Origin of the sequence: Magnetospirillum aberrantis SpK (assembly GCF_011022235.1) — a bacterium.
Lineage (GTDB): Bacteria > Pseudomonadota > Alphaproteobacteria > Rhodospirillales > Magnetospirillaceae > Magnetospirillum > Magnetospirillum aberrantis.
On the sequence record NZ_JAAIYP010000046.1, the window covers coordinates 23,122 to 37,351 of the forward strand.

Below are 14,230 nucleotides of genomic sequence, written 5' to 3' on the forward strand. Positions count from 1 at the left end.
AGCTTATCCTTTCGTCCAGGACGGCGAAAGCGCCAGGACGAAGGAATGTCCATTACCGATGGTCGTGGTCGTGTTCGCTCAATTCTGCGGCGGCGTGATGGTGTTCGTGCGGTTTCCAGGCGTGCTTGGGGTCCTCGTGGCCGTGGTCGTGGCTTTCGCCTTGGTCGTGGCCGTGGGGATGACGGTGCTGGTGGACGTGGTCGTGCGCGTGGGTGTGGGCGTGGGCGTGGGCGTGCACGGTGTCGCCGTGGGCATGGCTGTGGTTGTGCACGTGGGTATGTTCGTGCGCGTGGCCATGCTTGTGTTCGTGCGAGTGGGAATGATCGTGCGGCATGCTCACTCCTCGATGCGGCCGCCACGCAGGACGACGCGGCGGGTGGCCAGGCGTTCGACCAGATCGTCGTCGTGCGAGACGATGACCATGGCCTGGGGAAGCCCGGCCAGGATGTCGATCAGGCGCTCGCGCGCCGCGCGGTCCAGGGCGTTGGACGGCTCGTCCAGCAACAGCACCTCGGGCCGCATGGCCAGCACGGCGGCCAGGGTCACCAGCCGTTTCTCGCCGCCCGACAGCTTGTGGGTGACGCGCTCGCCGAAGCCGGGCAGCCCGACCTGTTCCAGCGCCTCGGCCACCGCGTCCTGTGCCTCGGCGCGGCCGGCGCCCAGGTTGAGCGGGCCGAACGCCACGTCCTCGGCCACGGTGGGACAGAACAACTGATCGTCGGGGTCCTGGAACAACAGGCCGGCACGGGCGCGCACGTCGTGGAAATCGGCCTCGCGCCGACGTTCGGCACCGAACGCCAGCACGCGGCCGGCCTGGGGCCTCAGCAACCCGACCATCAGATGCAGCAAGGTCGTCTTGCCGGCGCCGTTGTCGCCCAGAACGGCCACCCGTTCCCCGGCGGACAAGGAGAACTCCAGCCCGGCCAGCACCGGCCGGGCGGGATCGTGGGCGAAGCCAAGGTCTTCAAGCCGGAACAGTTCCTGGGTCACATCATCCCCACCGCCAGAACCAGGGCCAAGGACGCCGTGTGGACGGCGCCGAAACCCCAGTCCAACCCACCGGCCCTGCCCAGGTCAAGGATCGGATAATGGCCGCGGAATCCGCGCAACCGCATGGCGGCGTGGATGCGTTCGGAACGTTCGACGCTGTTCACCAACAACATGCCCACCAGCCAGCCATAGGCCCGCCAGGTGTGCCAGCCGGTGCGCGGGCGAAAGGCCCTGGCCCGCATGGCCAGCCGCAGCCGGCCATATTCCTGATGCAGCACCTCGACATAGCGCAAGGTGAACAGCATCAGGGTGGCCAGCCGTGCCGGCACGCCCAGCCGGGCCAGGGCGTGGCCCAAGGCGACGGTTTCCATGGACGCCAGCAACGCCTGGACGGCCAGCATGACCGCGCTGGCGATGGCGGCGACCGACAGTGCGCGTTCCATTCCCTCGGCGCTGGCGGTCAATCCCCCCAGGGTGAACAGCGTTTGCCCGGGAACGGTGAAGGGCAGGGTGACCAGCACCAGCGCCATGAACACTTCAAGCGCCAGAAGCCGGCGCAGCACCGTTCGCATCGGCAACCGCGCCAGCAGGCAAAGCCCGGCGGCCACACCCAGCGCGGCAAGCTGCGCCATGATCCCTTGCGCCGCCACCGCCACCACCGCGAACAGGGCGGCGGCCAGGACACGGGTGCGCGGGTCCAGCCGGGCGACCAGCGACCGGGCGGGACCTTGCGGGGCAAGCAGGTGGGCGGGAACCGGGGTCACGGCGTGCGGGGTCGCCGGGCGGCGATCCAGGCGAAGATGCCGAAAACGCCGAAGATGGTGCCGATGCCGGCCATGATGTCGCTGAAACGGGTGCGTTCCTCCAGGGCGTCGATCTGTTGCCGAAGCGGAAGGATCTGCCGGGCCACCGCCATCTCGATGGCGTCGGTGCCGGCTGTCGCTGGCGTCGGTGCCGCCACCGGTGCCGGGGCGGACGGGGTCGAGGAGCCCTCGCCCATGGGCAACGACAGGGGCAGTTCGCTGGCGGCGACACGGGTCTCGGCCACATGGCCGTCGCCGGAATCCACCGCCACCCGGTAATCCTGGCGGCTGGCGACGTCCAGGCGGAAGCCGCCCTGGGCGTCGGTACGGAACTCGGTCAGCACCGTGCCGTCGGCGGCCAACAGCCGGCCGGTGCTGTTCTGGGCCTTGCCGCCACCGGCGAAATAGGCGGTGCCGACGATGGTGGCGCCCTCGGCGGCGGCGAACACCTTGAGCTTGTGGGCCAGGGCCGGGGACGCGGCCAACACCAGGGCGGCGGTCAGCAACAGGCGCTTCATCCTTCCTCCAGCATCTCGGGTTTGACGCGGGCGACCAGCCCCAGGGCGGCGGCGGTGAACGCCGCCTCGACCACCATCACCGGGACGGCGGTCAGCACCACCAATTGCGCGACGGTCAGGAACTCGCGGCCCGACGCCACCAGCGACAAGGACAGCATCACCGTGGTCAGCGCCACCGCGCCGCCGCCGCAGGCCGCGCCTAACAGCGCGGTGCGGCGCGGCCGGTCGCGTCGCCACAGGGCCCGGAACACCAGGCCGGCCAGCACCGCCGGCACCCCCATGTTCATGGCGTTGACCCCCAGCACCACCAACCCGCCAAAGCCGAACAGCACCGCCTGAAGCAACAGGGCGACCAGGATCGCCGGAAAGGCCGCCCAGCCCAGCACCGCCCCCATGATACCGTTGAGGATCAGGTGGACCGAAGCCGGTCCCGCCGGCAGGTGGATCAGCGAGGCGACGAAGAACACCGCCGACAGCACGGCGACGCGCGGCATGCGTTCGGGGGTCAGCGCCCGCAGGCCCAGGCCCAGGAAGCCGGCGCTGGCTACGGCCCCGGCCACCAGGACCGGAACCGTCACCACCCCGTCGGGGATGTGGGCCATCTACTTCATGTCCACCGTCTTGACCCACATCAGCGCGCCCAGTTCCACCGGCGCCATCTTGCCTTGGGGGTTCTTGACCGGTTTGTCGCCGTCAACCAGCGCGGCGAAGCCCCACCAGCCGGCGCGCGGCATGACATAGCTGAAGCGGCCGGCGGCATCGGCCTTGATCACCTGGGTAATGAAGGGATCGGACGGCGCCTTGACGCTGCCGTCGTTGCGCCATTCCACCTCGATTTCGGCGAACGGCACCGGCTTGCCGTTCTTGCGCACGATGCCGCTGAAGGCGTTGCCGGTCCACAGGCCATAGGGACGCACCAGGGGCTCGATCTCGACCGGCAGGCCGACCAGCTTGTCCCAACCCTCGCCCGAGCCGAAATCCACCACCACCTTGGCGTAGTGGATGATGCTCTTGCCCTCGGCCGGTTCCCAATAGGGGGCGGGTTCGACGTAGAATACGTAATCGGCGGGGGCATCCACCTTGTAGCTGGCGGTGTAGGCGGTCTTGCCCTCGCCCTTCTTGACGGCCTTCAACTGGCTTTTCAGGTCATGGTTCTTGCCGTCGGCCAGCACGCCGAAGCGGACCGGTGGGGCCATTTCCATCACCGGCCCCATCTCCATGGGATGGGTGAAGGTCAGTTCCAGGCCGACGGTGCGGTCACCGTCCTCGGGCACGATGTCGGCCGAGGGGATGACTTCCTGGAAATGCGCCAGGGCGGCGCCGGGAATCATCATTGCGGCGGCCAGAAGGGCGGAAAGGGGATGGGCGAAACGCATGGTGGGGCAATCCTTTCTTTCGGATCATGCGACCGGCTTGTCCAAGCCTCAGGTCAGAAAATTATGCGACTGCGTTGTGTGATGGCGGCAACCATACCGCCGCCCGAGGGGGCTGCCAATGGTAAAACCGTTCACGGATCGCGGCGGCGATGACAGCGTGGTGAATGCATGCCGCTAGGCCCCGAGGGGGGATGGCCGGTTTCTTGGGCTGGTGCTAGAGTCCTGGGGCTGAAATGCCAAGAGGGGGAGAACGGTCATGGTGCATCCGACGCAATTGCCCGCCTGGGGGGCGCTTGAGGCGCATGCCGGCGACATGGCCGGCCGTCACATGCGCGACCTGTTCGCCGCCGATCCTGATCGCTTCACCGCCCTGTCGCTGCGGGTGGGCGATCTGTTGTTGGATTATTCCAAGAACCGGGTGGACGGCCACACCATGGCGTTGTTGGCGGAGCTTGCCGCCCAGGCCGGATTGGCCCAATGGCGTGACCGCATGTTCGGTGGCCAGCCCATCAATTCCACCGAAGGCCGCGCGGTCTTGCATGTTGCGTTGCGAAACCGTTCCGACCGCCCGATCCTGGTGGACGGTCACGATGTCATGCCGGGCGTGCGGGCGGTACTGGACAAGATGAAGGGTTTCGCCGGGCGGGTGCGCTCGGGCGACTGGAAGGGCGCCACCGGCAAGCCCATCGCGACCGTGGTCAACATCGGCATCGGCGGCTCCGACCTTGGTCCGGTGATGGTGACCGAGGCGTTGAAGCCCTATCACCAGCCGGGGCTGGCGGTGCGCTTCGTCTCCAACGTGGACGGGACCCATGTGGCGGAAACGCTGAAACTGTGCGATCCCGAAACGACCTTGTTCATCGTCGCGTCCAAGACCTTCACCACCCAGGAAACCATCGCCAACGCCACCACCGCCAAGGAGTGGCTGGTCGGCCATCTGGGGGCCGGGGCGGTGCCGGCGCATTTCGTGGCGCTGTCCACCAACGAGGCGGCGGTGCGGGCCTTCGGCATCGATCCGGCCAACATGTTCGAGTTCTGGGACTGGGTGGGCGGCCGCTATTCGCTGTGGTCGGCCATTGGCCTGTCCATCGCCGTGGCGGTGGGGTTCGACCGTTTCGAGGAGTTGCTGGCCGGCGCCTACGACATGGACGAACATTTCCGTACCGCGCCCCTGGCCGCCAACATGCCGGTGGTGCTGGCGCTGCTGGGGCTTTGGTACAACAACTTCCTGGGCGCCCAGGCCTATGCGGTGCTGCCCTATGACCAATACCTGCATCGCCTGCCCGCTTACCTGCAACAATTGGACATGGAATCCAACGGCAAGGGGGTGGCCCGCGACGGCGCGGCGGTGGGGTGGCAGACCGGCCCCATCGTGTTCGGCGAACCGGGCACCAACGGCCAGCACGCCTTCTACCAATTGATCCACCAGGGCACCAAGCTGATCCCCTGCGACTTCCTGGCCTCGGCCGCCACCCACAATCCGGTGGGCGAGCACCACGCCATGCTGTTGGCCAATTTCCTTGCGCAGCCGGAAGCGTTGATGCGCGGTAAGACCCTGGCCGAGGTCAAGGCGGAAAACCCGGCACTGTCGGACGAACAGGCGGCGCACCGGGTGTTCACCGGCAACCGTCCCACCAACACGCTGTTGTACAAGACCCTGGACCCGCGGACGCTGGGCATGCTGATCGCGCTTTATGAACACAAGGTGTTTGTCCAGGGCGTGTTGTGGGACGTCAATTCCTTCGACCAGTGGGGGGTGGAACTGGGCAAGCAACTGGCCAAGAAGATTCTGCCCGAGCTGTCGGCCGCCGGTGACGCCACCGCCCACGACTGCTCGACCAACGGCCTGATCAACACCATCCGCGCCTGGAGAGCCTGAGACCGTAACGACCCGCCGCCGCCGAATCGGGGGCGACGGGTCGTTACGCTTTCCACCGCGCGGCCACCGATATATTGTCTGGGGCCATGACCGACAGTCCCGCTCCCGCGCCTTACCGCGTCCTCGCCCGCAAGTACCGGCCGACCGACTTCACCTCGTTGATCGGCCAGGAAGCGATGGTGCGCACCCTGACCAACGCCATCCAGTCGGGGCGTCTGGCCCATGCCTTCGTGCTGACCGGCGTGCGCGGCGTGGGCAAGACCACCACGGCGCGCATCATCGCCCGCGCCCTGAACTGCGTCGGTCCCGATGGCCACGGCGGGCCGACCATCGACCCGTGCGGGGTCTGCGAACATTGCCGCGCCATCGCCGAGGACCGTCACGTCGACATCTTGGAGATGGACGCCGCCAGCCGCACCGGCGTCAACGACATTCGCGAGATCATCGAGGGTGTGCGTTACCGCCCGACCTCGGCGCGGTTCAAGGTCTACATCATCGACGAAGTGCACATGCTGTCGACGGCGGCGTTCAACGCGCTGCTGAAGACGCTGGAGGAGCCGCCAGAGCATGTGAAGTTCGTGTTCGCCACCACCGAAATCCGCAAGATTCCGGTGACCGTGCTGTCACGGTGCCAACGTTTCGACCTCAGGCGCGTGGACATGGACGTGTTGGCGAAGCATTTCGCCGGCATCGCCGAACAGGAAAACGCCCGGATCGAGGAGGCCGCGCTGAAACTGATCGCGCGTGCCGCCGACGGTTCGGTGCGTGACGGCCTGTCGCTTCTGGACCAGGCCATCAGCCACGGCGCCGGAACGGTCAGCGAGGCCCAGGTCCGCGACATGCTGGGCCTGGCCGACCGGGCCCGCGTCTTCGACCTGTTCGAACAGGTGATGAAGGGCGCGGTGGCCGACGGGCTCGACATGCTGGGCGAACAATACGCGCTGGGCGCCGATCCGGCGGTGGTGATCCAGGACATGCTGGAGCTGACCCACTGGCTGACCCGGCTGAAGGTGACGCCCGACGCCGCCTTTTCCGGCACCGCTTCGGAAACCGAACGGGTCAAGGGCAAGGCCATGGCCGAGGGTCTGTCCATGGCCCAACTGACGCGGGCGTGGCAGATGCTGCTCAAGGGGCTGTCGGAAACCCGTTCCGCCCCCAATCCGCTTCAGGCGGCCGAGATGGCGCTGGTGCGGCTGGCCTATGCCGCCGATCTGCCCAGCCCGGCCGAGGTGATCGAGCAGTTGCGCAACAATCCGCCCGCTCCGGCCCCGCACGGCCCCGGTGGCGGCGCGCCCATGGGCGGCGGCGGGACTCCGGCACAGGCCGGCGGCTTTGTCGGTGGGCCCAATGGCGGCGGGACCACCATGCGTGCGGCGGCGGCCGGCGCGGTGGCCCTGCAACTGGCGCCGGTTCCCGAACCGCTGCAATTGCCGCCCATGCCGGCCGGCTTTGCCGAGGTGGCCAAGCTGTTTTCCGACAAGCGCGAGGGCATCCTGGCGGTGGCCTTGCGCACCCAATGCAACCTTGTCCGTTTCGAGCCCGGAAGAATTGAGCTGCGGCCGCATTCCACCGCGCCCAACGATCTGGCGCCCAAGGTGGCGCGCCTTTTGGGAGAGTGGACCGGGCGGCGGTGGACGGTCACGGTCAACCTGACCGACGAGACCGAGCCGACCCTGGCCGAACAGGATCTGATCGCCGAGAACAAGCGGCGGCTGGACGCCGCCAACCATCCGCTGGTCCAGGCCATCATGGCCGCCTTTCCCGGCTCCTCGATCGAGGTGGTGCGCGACATTGCCCCCGAGGAACCCGAGGAAGTCGAACTGGCCTTCGACCCGGAACAGACCCCAGGAGAAGAAGAAGCATGAAGAACCTTGGCAACCTGATGAAGCAGGCCCAGCAGATGCAGAGCAAGATGGCCGAGATGCAGGCCAAGATGGCCGAGCTCGAGGTCACCGGCGCCTCGGGCGGCGGCATGCTCAAGGTGACGCTGAACGGCAAGTTCGAGCTCAAGGGCATCAAGATCGACCCGGCGCTGGTCACCCCCGACGACGTCGAGGTGCTGGAAGACCTGATCGTCGCCGCCTTCAACGACGCCAAGAGCAAGGCCGAGGCCGCCATGCAGGACGAGATGGCCAAGGTCACCGGCGGCCTCAATCTGCCGGCCGGCTTCAAGCTGCCGTTCTGAGGCCGGAATTTCCACATGGTCGGACCCGAGATCGAACGCCTCATTCAACTTCTTTCGCGGTTGCCGGGCTTGGGTCCGCGCTCGGCCCGTCGGGCCGCCCTACATCTGGTGGATAAGCGCGAGGTTCTTCTACAACCCCTGGCGCATGTCCTGGCCGACGTCGCCGACAAGATCAAGACCTGCGCGATCTGCGGCAACTACGATAGTGTTGATCCCTGTTCCATCTGTGCCGACACCCGCCGTGACGGCGCTATCTTGTGTGTGGTCGAGGACGTGGGCGCGTTGTGGGCCATGGAACGCACGGGGGCTTTCCGCGGCCGTTACCACGTTCTGGGCGGGCTGCTGTCGGCGTTGGACGGAATCGGCCCCGACGAGCTTGGAATTCCCAAGCTGGTTCAACGGGTTGTCGAAAGCGGCGTGACCGAGATCATTCTGGCGACCCCGGCCACCGTCGAGGGCCAGACCACCGCCCATCTGGTGGCCGACCGGCTGGCGGGGCTGGGTGTCGCGGTTTCGGGACTGGCCCACGGCGTGCCGGTGGGCGGGTCGCTGGATTATCTGGACGACGGCACCATCAGCGCCGCGCTTCGGGCGCGACGGGCGTTCTGACCGCCGCACCGGCGGAACCATCGGGGGCTGCCATGCGAAGCTGTGTTCTCGTGGGGATGATGGTGGGATTGGCGTTGCCGGCGGTGGCGCAAACCTTGCCTTACGCGGTGGTCGACACCGGACAGGACGTCTGTTACGACGACCGTCGCGCCATTCTCTGTCCATCGGCGGGCCAGGCCTTTTACGGCCAGGACGCGCAGACGGTTCGCACCCCGGCACGCTATCACGACAACGGCGACGGCACGGTCAGCGACCTTGTGACCGGCTTGGTGTGGGAAAAGGCGTTTCGCCGTCTGAACTGGTCCGAGGCGGTTTCCCAAGCTGCGGCGGCGCGTACCGGCGGCCATGCCGACTGGCGGGTTCCGACCATCAAGGAACTTTATTCGCTGATGGATTTTCGCGGCACCACCGGTCTCGCCCGGCCGGAACAAAGCGGCGCCCCCGCCGACGCCCGGCCCTATCTGGACATTTCGGTGTTCCGTTTCGAATATCCGGCTCAGGGACGTTCCATCGACGCCCAATATGTGACCTCCACCACCTATGCCGGCCTGACCATGGGACGCGACCGCGCCTTCTTCGGCGTCAACTTCGCCGATGGCCGCATCAAGGGTTATCCCCAGGACGGCGGGCCGGGGCGACGGACGTGGTACGCCCGTTTCGTGCGTGGCAATCCTGCCTATGGCCGTAACGACTTCGTCGACAACGGCGACGGCACGGTCAGCGATCGCGCCACCGGCCTGACCTGGACACGCGGCGACAGCGGCGACGCGGCTTTCGCCGGGCGGATGGCCGGTACGGCCAAGGGCGACGGGCGGCTGGATTGGCGCGAGGCGTTGGCTTTTTGCGCCGGCCTGGATTTCGCCGGCCACCATGACTGGCGTCTGCCCGACGCCAAGGAACTGCATTCCATCGTGGCCTATGGCCGTCCGGCCGACCAGCCGGCGTTGGATTCCGTGTTCCAGGTCAGCGCCATTCGCGAAGCGGACGGTTCGGCCAACTGGCCCTATGCCTGGACCTCCACCACCCATCTCGACGGTCGCCAGCCGGGCGATTTTGCCGTTTACGTCGCCTTCGGCAAGGCCATGGGCAATTTACGGCAAGGGGGGATGGGGTCGATGGGAGGAATGATGGGGGGACCGCCGCCCGGCCGGGGAGGCGGCATGGGGCCACCGGATGGCGGGCGGGGTGGTATGGGAATCAGCGGTGGGGCCACGCGTCTGCTTGACGTGCATGGCGCCGGTGCCCAGCGCTCCAGCCCGAAAAGCGGTGACGAAAGTCGTTTGCCGGTGGGGCACGGGCCCCAGGGCGACGTGCTCAGGATCTACAACAGCGCGCGGTGTGTCCGGGGATAGCTCCCTATTTCCACAGCAACAGCGCGGCCAGCACCGCCGTCAGCACCCACGGCACCCAATTGGGCAGGCGGCGGCGGCCACCTTCACCGCGCATGGCGGCGACGGTTTCGGGATGCAGCTTGATGCCGCCGCTCATCAAGGTGCTATAGGCCCGTTCGGTCTCGGCCAGCATGCGTGGCAGCCGTTCCAGGGTGGAAATGGCGTTGCCGACGGTTTCCTTGACCCGCGCCTGCGGCCCCAAATTGTCGATCATCCAGTTTTCGATCAACGGCCGGGCCAATTCCCACATGTTGACGCCCGAATCCAGGGTGCGGCCGACGCCTTCGGCCACCAGCATGCTTTTTTGCAGCATCAGCAATTGCGGTTGGGTCTGCATGGCGAATTGTTCGGTGATCTTGAACAACTGCCCCAACAGCTTGGCGATGGAAATCTCGTGCAGGGGCTTGCCCATGATCGGCTCGGCGATCGAGCGGCAGGCCTGGGTGAAGGTGTCGACGTTCTTGTCGGCGGGCACCCATCCGGCCTCGAAATGCACTTCCGCCGCGCGGCGATAGTCGCCCGACAAAAAGCCGATCAGCATTTGTCCCAGATGACGGCGCGTCGTCAGGTCGACGCGGCCCATGATGCCGAAATCGACGGCGACCAGATTGCCGTTGCGGTCCACGAACAGGTTGCCGGGATGCATGTCGGCGTGGAAGAAGCCGTCGCGGAAAACCATGTTGAAGAATGCCTCGGCGGCTTTCTTCAGGATGTCGTCGAGCGACAATCCGGCCTCGACCATGGCCTGGGTCTCGTCCACCGGGATGCCGTCCACCCATTCCAGGGTCAGGACGCGGCGCGCGGTGCGGGTCCAGTCGATGGCCGGCACACGGAAGGATTCGTCGCCCACGAAGTTCTCGGCCATCTCGGCGGCGGCCGCCGCCTCGAAACGCAGATCCATCTCGAAATGGATGGAATCCTCGAAGGTGTCGACGCTTTCCACCAGACGCAGACGGCGCAGTTTGGGCTGGGTCAGTTCGGCCCATTCCGCCAACCAGCGCAACAGGTCGATGTCGCGCTTGAACGCCCCTTCGACGCCGGGGCGCAATACCTTGACAGCCACCTGTTCGCCGTCGCGGGTGACGGCGCGGTGAACCTGGGCGATGGAGGCGGCGGCGACGGCGGTGTCGTCGAAGCTCTGGAACAAATCCTCGATGGGGGCGTCCAGGTCTTCTTCGATGATGCGCCGGGCCTCGATCGCCGGGAAGGGGGGCAACCGGTCCTGCAATTCCGACAGGTCGGCGGCCATCTCGTCGCCCAACAGGTCGGCGCGGGTGGACAGCGCCTGGCCCAGCTTGATGAAGGTCGGGCCAAGTTCGACCAGCGCGGCGGCCAACCGTTGTCCGGGGCGGCCGGGCTGGCGGCTGGCGGCGCGGCCGAACCGCAACGCCTTGGCGGCCAGCTGTGCCAGCGGCAGTTCGACGGCGTCCAGCGCGTCATGGCGGGCCAGGACGCGGGCGATGGTGAACAGGCGGTTGAGGTTGCGAAGGGAGCGCAGCATCCGTCTACAACCGCCAGCCCGAGTGGATGGCGGCGATGCCGCCCGACAGGTTGCGCACCTCGACCCGTTCGAAGCCGGCGGCGCGGACCATCTCGGCCATTTCTTCCTGCGGCGGGAACTTGCGGATGCTTTCCACCAGATACTGGTAGGCCTCGGCGTTGCCGGTCACCATGCCGCCCACCTTGGGCAGCACGTTGAAGGAATACATGTCGTAGAACTCGCGCAGGCCGGGCACCACCACCTTGGAGAATTCCAGGCACATGAAGCGGCCGCCGGGTTTGAGCACGCGATAGGCCTCGGCGATGGCGCGGTCCCAATGGGTGACGTTGCGCAGGCAGAAGGCGATGGTGTAACGGTCCACGGAACGGTCCGCCACCGGCAGGCATTCGGCGTTGCCGCACACCCAGCCAAGGTCGCCCGTCAGGTTGCGGTTGAAGGATCGGTCACGGCCGACCGCCAGCATTTCCTTGTTGATGTCGCAGACCAGGGCCGGCCCGCCGCCGCGCTTCTTCCAGCCAAACGCGATGTCGCCGGTGCCGCCGCCGACGTCCAGCAAGGCCTGGTCCGGGCGCGGCCGCAGCCAGTCCAGGAACGACGCCTTCCACAGCCGGTGAATGCCGGCGCTCATCAGGTCGTTCATCAGATCGTACTTGGTGGCGACGGAATCGAACACTTCGCGCACCAGCGAGGCTTTTTCTTCCTCGCGCACGGTCTTGAAGCCGAAATGGGTCTGACCCTGGGGGCCCTGGTTCTGCGTGTCGGTCATGGTGGCCCGCACCTTAGTACAGATGCGCCCGCCTTGCCAGAGCGCGGCGCGCTCTTTACGCTGTCGCCATGCCCGAGCTTCCCGAAGTCGAAACCGTCGCCCGAGGGCTGGCCGCCGTGTGGGAGGGCCGTGTCCTGGCCCGTGTCACCTGCCGCCGCCCCGACTTGCGTAAACCCCTGCCGCCCGGCTTCGCCGAACGGCTGAGCGGCCGGCGTGTCGAAAGCGTGGGCCGGCGCGCCAAATACCTGGTGGTGCGCCTGGGGGGCGGGCTGGTGATGCTGGGCCATCTCGGCATGTCGGGCAGCATGGTCATCTCGCGCGGGCGCAACGAACCGCCGGGGCCGCATGATCATGTGGAATTCGTCACCGACGACAACGTCATGGTCACCTATCGCGATCCCCGCCGCTTCGGCCTGCTGGACCTGTGCGACGCCGATGGCGTGGCGTCCCATCCGTTGCTGGCCGGATTGGGGCCCGAGCCTTTGGACGATGCCTTCACCGCCACTGTCCTGGCCGACCGGCTGGCCGGGCGGGCGACGGCCATCAAGGCGGCCTTGCTGGACCAGAAGATCGTGGCCGGGCTGGGCAACATCTACGTGTCGGAAAGCCTGTTCCAGGCCGGTATCCTGCCGACCCGTGCGGCGGCGTCGCTGACGCGGCGGGAACTGGCGGCGCTGGTGCCGGCGATCAAGGACGTTCTGGCCCGCGCCATCGCCGCCGGCGGCTCGTCACTCAAGGATCACGTGCAACCCACCGGCGAATTGGGGTATTTCCAGCATTCCTTCGCCGTCTACGACCGCGAGGGGGAAAAGTGCCCAGGATGCGACTGCGACGTTTCCCGCACGGGTGGCGTCACCCGCATCGTCCAGGCCGGGCGCTCCACTTTCTTCTGTGCGAGAAAACAGCGTTGATGGTATAGCCCAGGGTGCCATGCGGACGTTTCTCACACTCTTCATCGCCCTCACGCTGGGGCTCGGCTGGGGTCTTGCGGCCCGGGCCGAGGGATTCCTCGGCGTTTACGAGGACTTGCCGCTCGCACCCGGCCTGACCGAGGTGGAGGGCTCGGGCCTGTCTTTCGACAGTCCCGGCGGCCGGATCGTCGAGGGTTATGCAACAGGAGCGGTCGAAGCCGCCGAAATCTTGAAATTCTATGCCGCCACCCTGCCCCAGTTGGGGTGGGCGCGTGACTCCGACACCCTCTACCGCCGCGAGGCGGAGGTGCTGAAAATCGACACCGAGGTGGATGGCGGAGCGCTGGCGGTCCATTTCACCATTTCTCCGGAATGACCGGACAAGGGGAGTCCCACGGATGCCGTTCGAGAACATCATCGTCGAAACCCGCGGCCAGGTCGGCCTGATCACGCTGAACCGTCCCAAGGCGCTGAACGCCTTGTGCGCGGCGCTGATCCGCGAGCTTGGCCAGGCGTTGGACACCTTCGAGGCCGACGCGGAAATCGGCGCCATCGTGCTGACCGGTTCGGAAAAGGCCTTCGCCGCCGGCGCCGACATCAAGGAAATGGCGTCCAAGTCCTACATGGACGCCTATCTGGAAGACTTCATCACCAACGGCTGGGAGCGCGTCACCAAGTGCCGCAAGCCGGTGATCGCGGCGGTGGCCGGCTATGCGCTGGGCGGCGGCTGCGAGATGGCGATGATGTGCGATTTCATCCTGGCCGCCGACACCGCCAAGTTCGGCCAGCCGGAAATCACCATCGGCACCATTCCCGGTGCCGGCGGCACCCAGCGCCTGACCCGTGCGGTCGGCAAGTCCAAGGCCATGGAGATGGTTCTGACGGGCCGCATGATGGACGCCGCCGAAGCCGAACGCGCCGGCCTGGTGTCGCGCATCGTTCCCGCCGCCGACCTGTTGGACGAGACGATCAAGGTGGCCGAGCGCATCGCCTCCATGAGCCGTCCCATCGTCTATATGGCCAAGGAAGCGGTGAACGCCGCCTTCGAGACCACCCTGGCCCAGGGTGTGCACCTGGAGCGCCGCCTGTTCCAGTCGGCCTTCGCCACCGAGGACCAGAAGGAAGGCATGGCCGCCTTCTCGGAAAAACGCAGCCCGGCCTTCAAGAACCGCTAAGGGCAAGAACCGCTGACACCAAGTTTCGACGAGGGAAACTCGTCGAAACTTGGTTAGGCCCAAAGGGCCGCGCGGCCTATGCCGCTTGAGGGCGCCGGGGATCGGTTCCGATCACCGGGATATGGT

The 14,230-nt window shown here is 66.9% G+C and carries 16 protein-coding genes; 8 read left to right on the forward strand and 8 right to left on the reverse strand.

Annotated elements, in window-relative coordinates; all coding sequences use genetic code 11:
- Window positions 1–52: 52 nt before the first annotated feature.
- Genes G4223_RS18910 through G4223_RS18935 form a run of 6 tightly spaced genes read right to left on the reverse strand, consistent with a single transcriptional unit; the run spans window position 53 to window position 3,687 of the window.
- Entirely contained in the window at window positions 53–334 is a 282-nt protein-coding gene (locus tag G4223_RS18910) for a hypothetical protein (RefSeq protein ID WP_163682968.1), read from the reverse strand.
- 2 nt (window positions 335–336) lie between these two features.
- A complete protein-coding gene (locus G4223_RS18915) occupies window positions 337–990 on the reverse strand; it encodes an ATP-binding cassette domain-containing protein (RefSeq protein WP_163682971.1) in 654 nt (217 codons plus the stop codon).
- Window positions 987–1,754, reverse strand: a complete 768-nt coding sequence (gene cbiQ, locus G4223_RS18920) for a cobalt ECF transporter T component CbiQ (protein WP_338086934.1) — start codon at window positions 1,752–1,754, stop codon at window positions 987–989. Before cbiQ ends, G4223_RS18915 begins: the two co-directional genes overlap by 4 nt.
- A complete protein-coding gene (locus G4223_RS18925; RefSeq protein ID WP_163682972.1) occupies window positions 1,751–2,311 on the reverse strand; it encodes a hypothetical protein in 561 nt (186 codons plus the stop codon). The genes cbiQ and G4223_RS18925 overlap by 4 nt, the downstream gene beginning before the upstream one ends.
- Entirely contained in the window at window positions 2,308–2,913 is a 606-nt protein-coding gene (gene cbiM / locus G4223_RS18930; RefSeq protein ID WP_163682974.1) for a cobalt transporter CbiM, read from the reverse strand. Before cbiM ends, G4223_RS18925 begins: the two co-directional genes overlap by 4 nt.
- Window positions 2,914–3,687 carry a DUF4198 domain-containing protein gene (locus tag G4223_RS18935; protein ID WP_163682976.1) on the reverse strand — a complete coding sequence of 258 codons (774 nt, stop codon included), beginning with the start codon at window positions 3,685–3,687 and terminating at the stop codon, window positions 2,914–2,916.
- Window positions 3,688–3,943: 256 nt separating this feature from the next.
- On the opposite strand from G4223_RS18935, the gene pgi reads away from it, so the two are divergent.
- The 5 genes from pgi to G4223_RS18960 all read left to right on the forward strand — a co-directional run bounded on the left by pgi (window position 3,944) and on the right by G4223_RS18960 (window position 9,712).
- Window positions 3,944–5,566: a glucose-6-phosphate isomerase gene (gene pgi / locus G4223_RS18940; protein ID WP_163682977.1), complete on the forward strand. Its 1,623-nt coding sequence runs from the start codon at window positions 3,944–3,946 to the stop codon at window positions 5,564–5,566.
- 86 nt (window positions 5,567–5,652) lie between these two features.
- Window positions 5,653–7,431 carry a DNA polymerase III subunit gamma/tau gene (locus tag G4223_RS18945; protein WP_163682979.1) on the forward strand — a complete coding sequence of 593 codons (1,779 nt, stop codon included), beginning with the start codon at window positions 5,653–5,655 and terminating at the stop codon, window positions 7,429–7,431.
- Complete coding sequence (locus tag G4223_RS18950) at window positions 7,428–7,751, forward strand: YbaB/EbfC family nucleoid-associated protein (RefSeq protein WP_163682981.1); 324 nt, start codon at window positions 7,428–7,430, stop codon at window positions 7,749–7,751. Before G4223_RS18945 ends, G4223_RS18950 begins: the two co-directional genes overlap by 4 nt.
- A 15-nt stretch (window positions 7,752–7,766) precedes the next feature.
- Window positions 7,767–8,360, forward strand: coding sequence for a recombination mediator RecR (gene recR, locus G4223_RS18955; RefSeq protein WP_163682983.1), 594 nt, complete (start codon window positions 7,767–7,769; stop codon window positions 8,358–8,360).
- A gap of 32 nt (window positions 8,361–8,392) precedes the next feature.
- The gene (locus tag G4223_RS18960) at window positions 8,393–9,712 is read left to right on the forward strand and encodes an Lcl C-terminal domain-containing protein (protein ID WP_163682984.1); all 1,320 of its coding nucleotides are present in this window, start codon (window positions 8,393–8,395) and stop codon (window positions 9,710–9,712) included.
- Window positions 9,713–9,716: 4 nt separating this feature from the next.
- Here G4223_RS18960 and ubiB read toward each other — a convergent pair whose 3' ends face one another.
- Together ubiB and ubiE are read right to left on the reverse strand one after the other, a co-directional pair.
- Complete coding sequence (ubiB, locus tag G4223_RS18965) at window positions 9,717–11,252, reverse strand: 2-polyprenylphenol 6-hydroxylase (protein WP_163682986.1); 1,536 nt, start codon at window positions 11,250–11,252, stop codon at window positions 9,717–9,719.
- A gap of 4 nt (window positions 11,253–11,256) precedes the next feature.
- Window positions 11,257–12,018, reverse strand: coding sequence for a bifunctional demethylmenaquinone methyltransferase/2-methoxy-6-polyprenyl-1,4-benzoquinol methylase UbiE (gene ubiE, locus G4223_RS18970; protein ID WP_163682988.1), 762 nt, complete (start codon window positions 12,016–12,018; stop codon window positions 11,257–11,259).
- Window positions 12,019–12,086: 68 nt separating this feature from the next.
- Between ubiE and mutM the strand changes: the two genes are divergently transcribed.
- The 3 genes from mutM to G4223_RS18985 are packed head-to-tail and all read left to right on the forward strand — an operon-like array spanning window position 12,087 to window position 14,104.
- On the forward strand, window positions 12,087–12,929 hold the full coding sequence (mutM, locus tag G4223_RS18975) for a bifunctional DNA-formamidopyrimidine glycosylase/DNA-(apurinic or apyrimidinic site) lyase (protein ID WP_163682990.1): 843 nt from the start codon (window positions 12,087–12,089) through the stop codon (window positions 12,927–12,929).
- A gap of 19 nt (window positions 12,930–12,948) precedes the next feature.
- Window positions 12,949–13,305: a hypothetical protein gene (locus G4223_RS18980; RefSeq protein WP_163682992.1), complete on the forward strand. Its 357-nt coding sequence runs from the start codon at window positions 12,949–12,951 to the stop codon at window positions 13,303–13,305.
- Between the two features lie 22 nt (window positions 13,306–13,327).
- Window positions 13,328–14,104, forward strand: a complete 777-nt coding sequence (locus G4223_RS18985; protein WP_163682994.1) for an enoyl-CoA hydratase — start codon at window positions 13,328–13,330, stop codon at window positions 14,102–14,104.
- The last annotated feature ends 126 nt before the right edge of the window (window positions 14,105–14,230 follow it).

Bases quoted from the DNA above. Each gene is read 5' to 3' on its own strand.
- G4223_RS18910 (WP_163682968.1), bottom strand. From the start codon at position 334: ATGCCGCACGATCATTCCCACTCGCACGAACACAAGCATGGCCACGCG.
- G4223_RS18925 (WP_163682972.1), bottom strand. From the start codon at position 2,311: ATGAAGCGCCTGTTGCTGACCGCCGCCCTGGTGTTGGCCGCGTCCCCG.
- cbiM (WP_163682974.1), bottom strand. From the start codon at position 2,913: ATGGCCCACATCCCCGACGGGGTGGTGACGGTTCCGGTCCTGGTGGCC.
- G4223_RS18935 (WP_163682976.1), bottom strand. From the start codon at position 3,687: ATGCGTTTCGCCCATCCCCTTTCCGCCCTTCTGGCCGCCGCAATGATG.
- pgi (WP_163682977.1), top strand. From the start codon at position 3,944: ATGGTGCATCCGACGCAATTGCCCGCCTGGGGGGCGCTTGAGGCGCAT.
- G4223_RS18945 (WP_163682979.1), top strand. From the start codon at position 5,653: ATGACCGACAGTCCCGCTCCCGCGCCTTACCGCGTCCTCGCCCGCAAG.
- G4223_RS18950 (WP_163682981.1), top strand. From the start codon at position 7,428: ATGAAGAACCTTGGCAACCTGATGAAGCAGGCCCAGCAGATGCAGAGC.
- recR (WP_163682983.1), top strand. From the start codon at position 7,767: ATGGTCGGACCCGAGATCGAACGCCTCATTCAACTTCTTTCGCGGTTG.
- G4223_RS18960 (WP_163682984.1), top strand. From the start codon at position 8,393: ATGCGAAGCTGTGTTCTCGTGGGGATGATGGTGGGATTGGCGTTGCCG.
- ubiB (WP_163682986.1), bottom strand. From the start codon at position 11,252: ATGCTGCGCTCCCTTCGCAACCTCAACCGCCTGTTCACCATCGCCCGC.
- ubiE (WP_163682988.1), bottom strand. From the start codon at position 12,018: ATGACCGACACGCAGAACCAGGGCCCCCAGGGTCAGACCCATTTCGGC.
- mutM (WP_163682990.1), top strand. From the start codon at position 12,087: ATGCCCGAGCTTCCCGAAGTCGAAACCGTCGCCCGAGGGCTGGCCGCC.
- G4223_RS18980 (WP_163682992.1), top strand. From the start codon at position 12,949: ATGCGGACGTTTCTCACACTCTTCATCGCCCTCACGCTGGGGCTCGGC.
- G4223_RS18985 (WP_163682994.1), top strand. From the start codon at position 13,328: ATGCCGTTCGAGAACATCATCGTCGAAACCCGCGGCCAGGTCGGCCTG.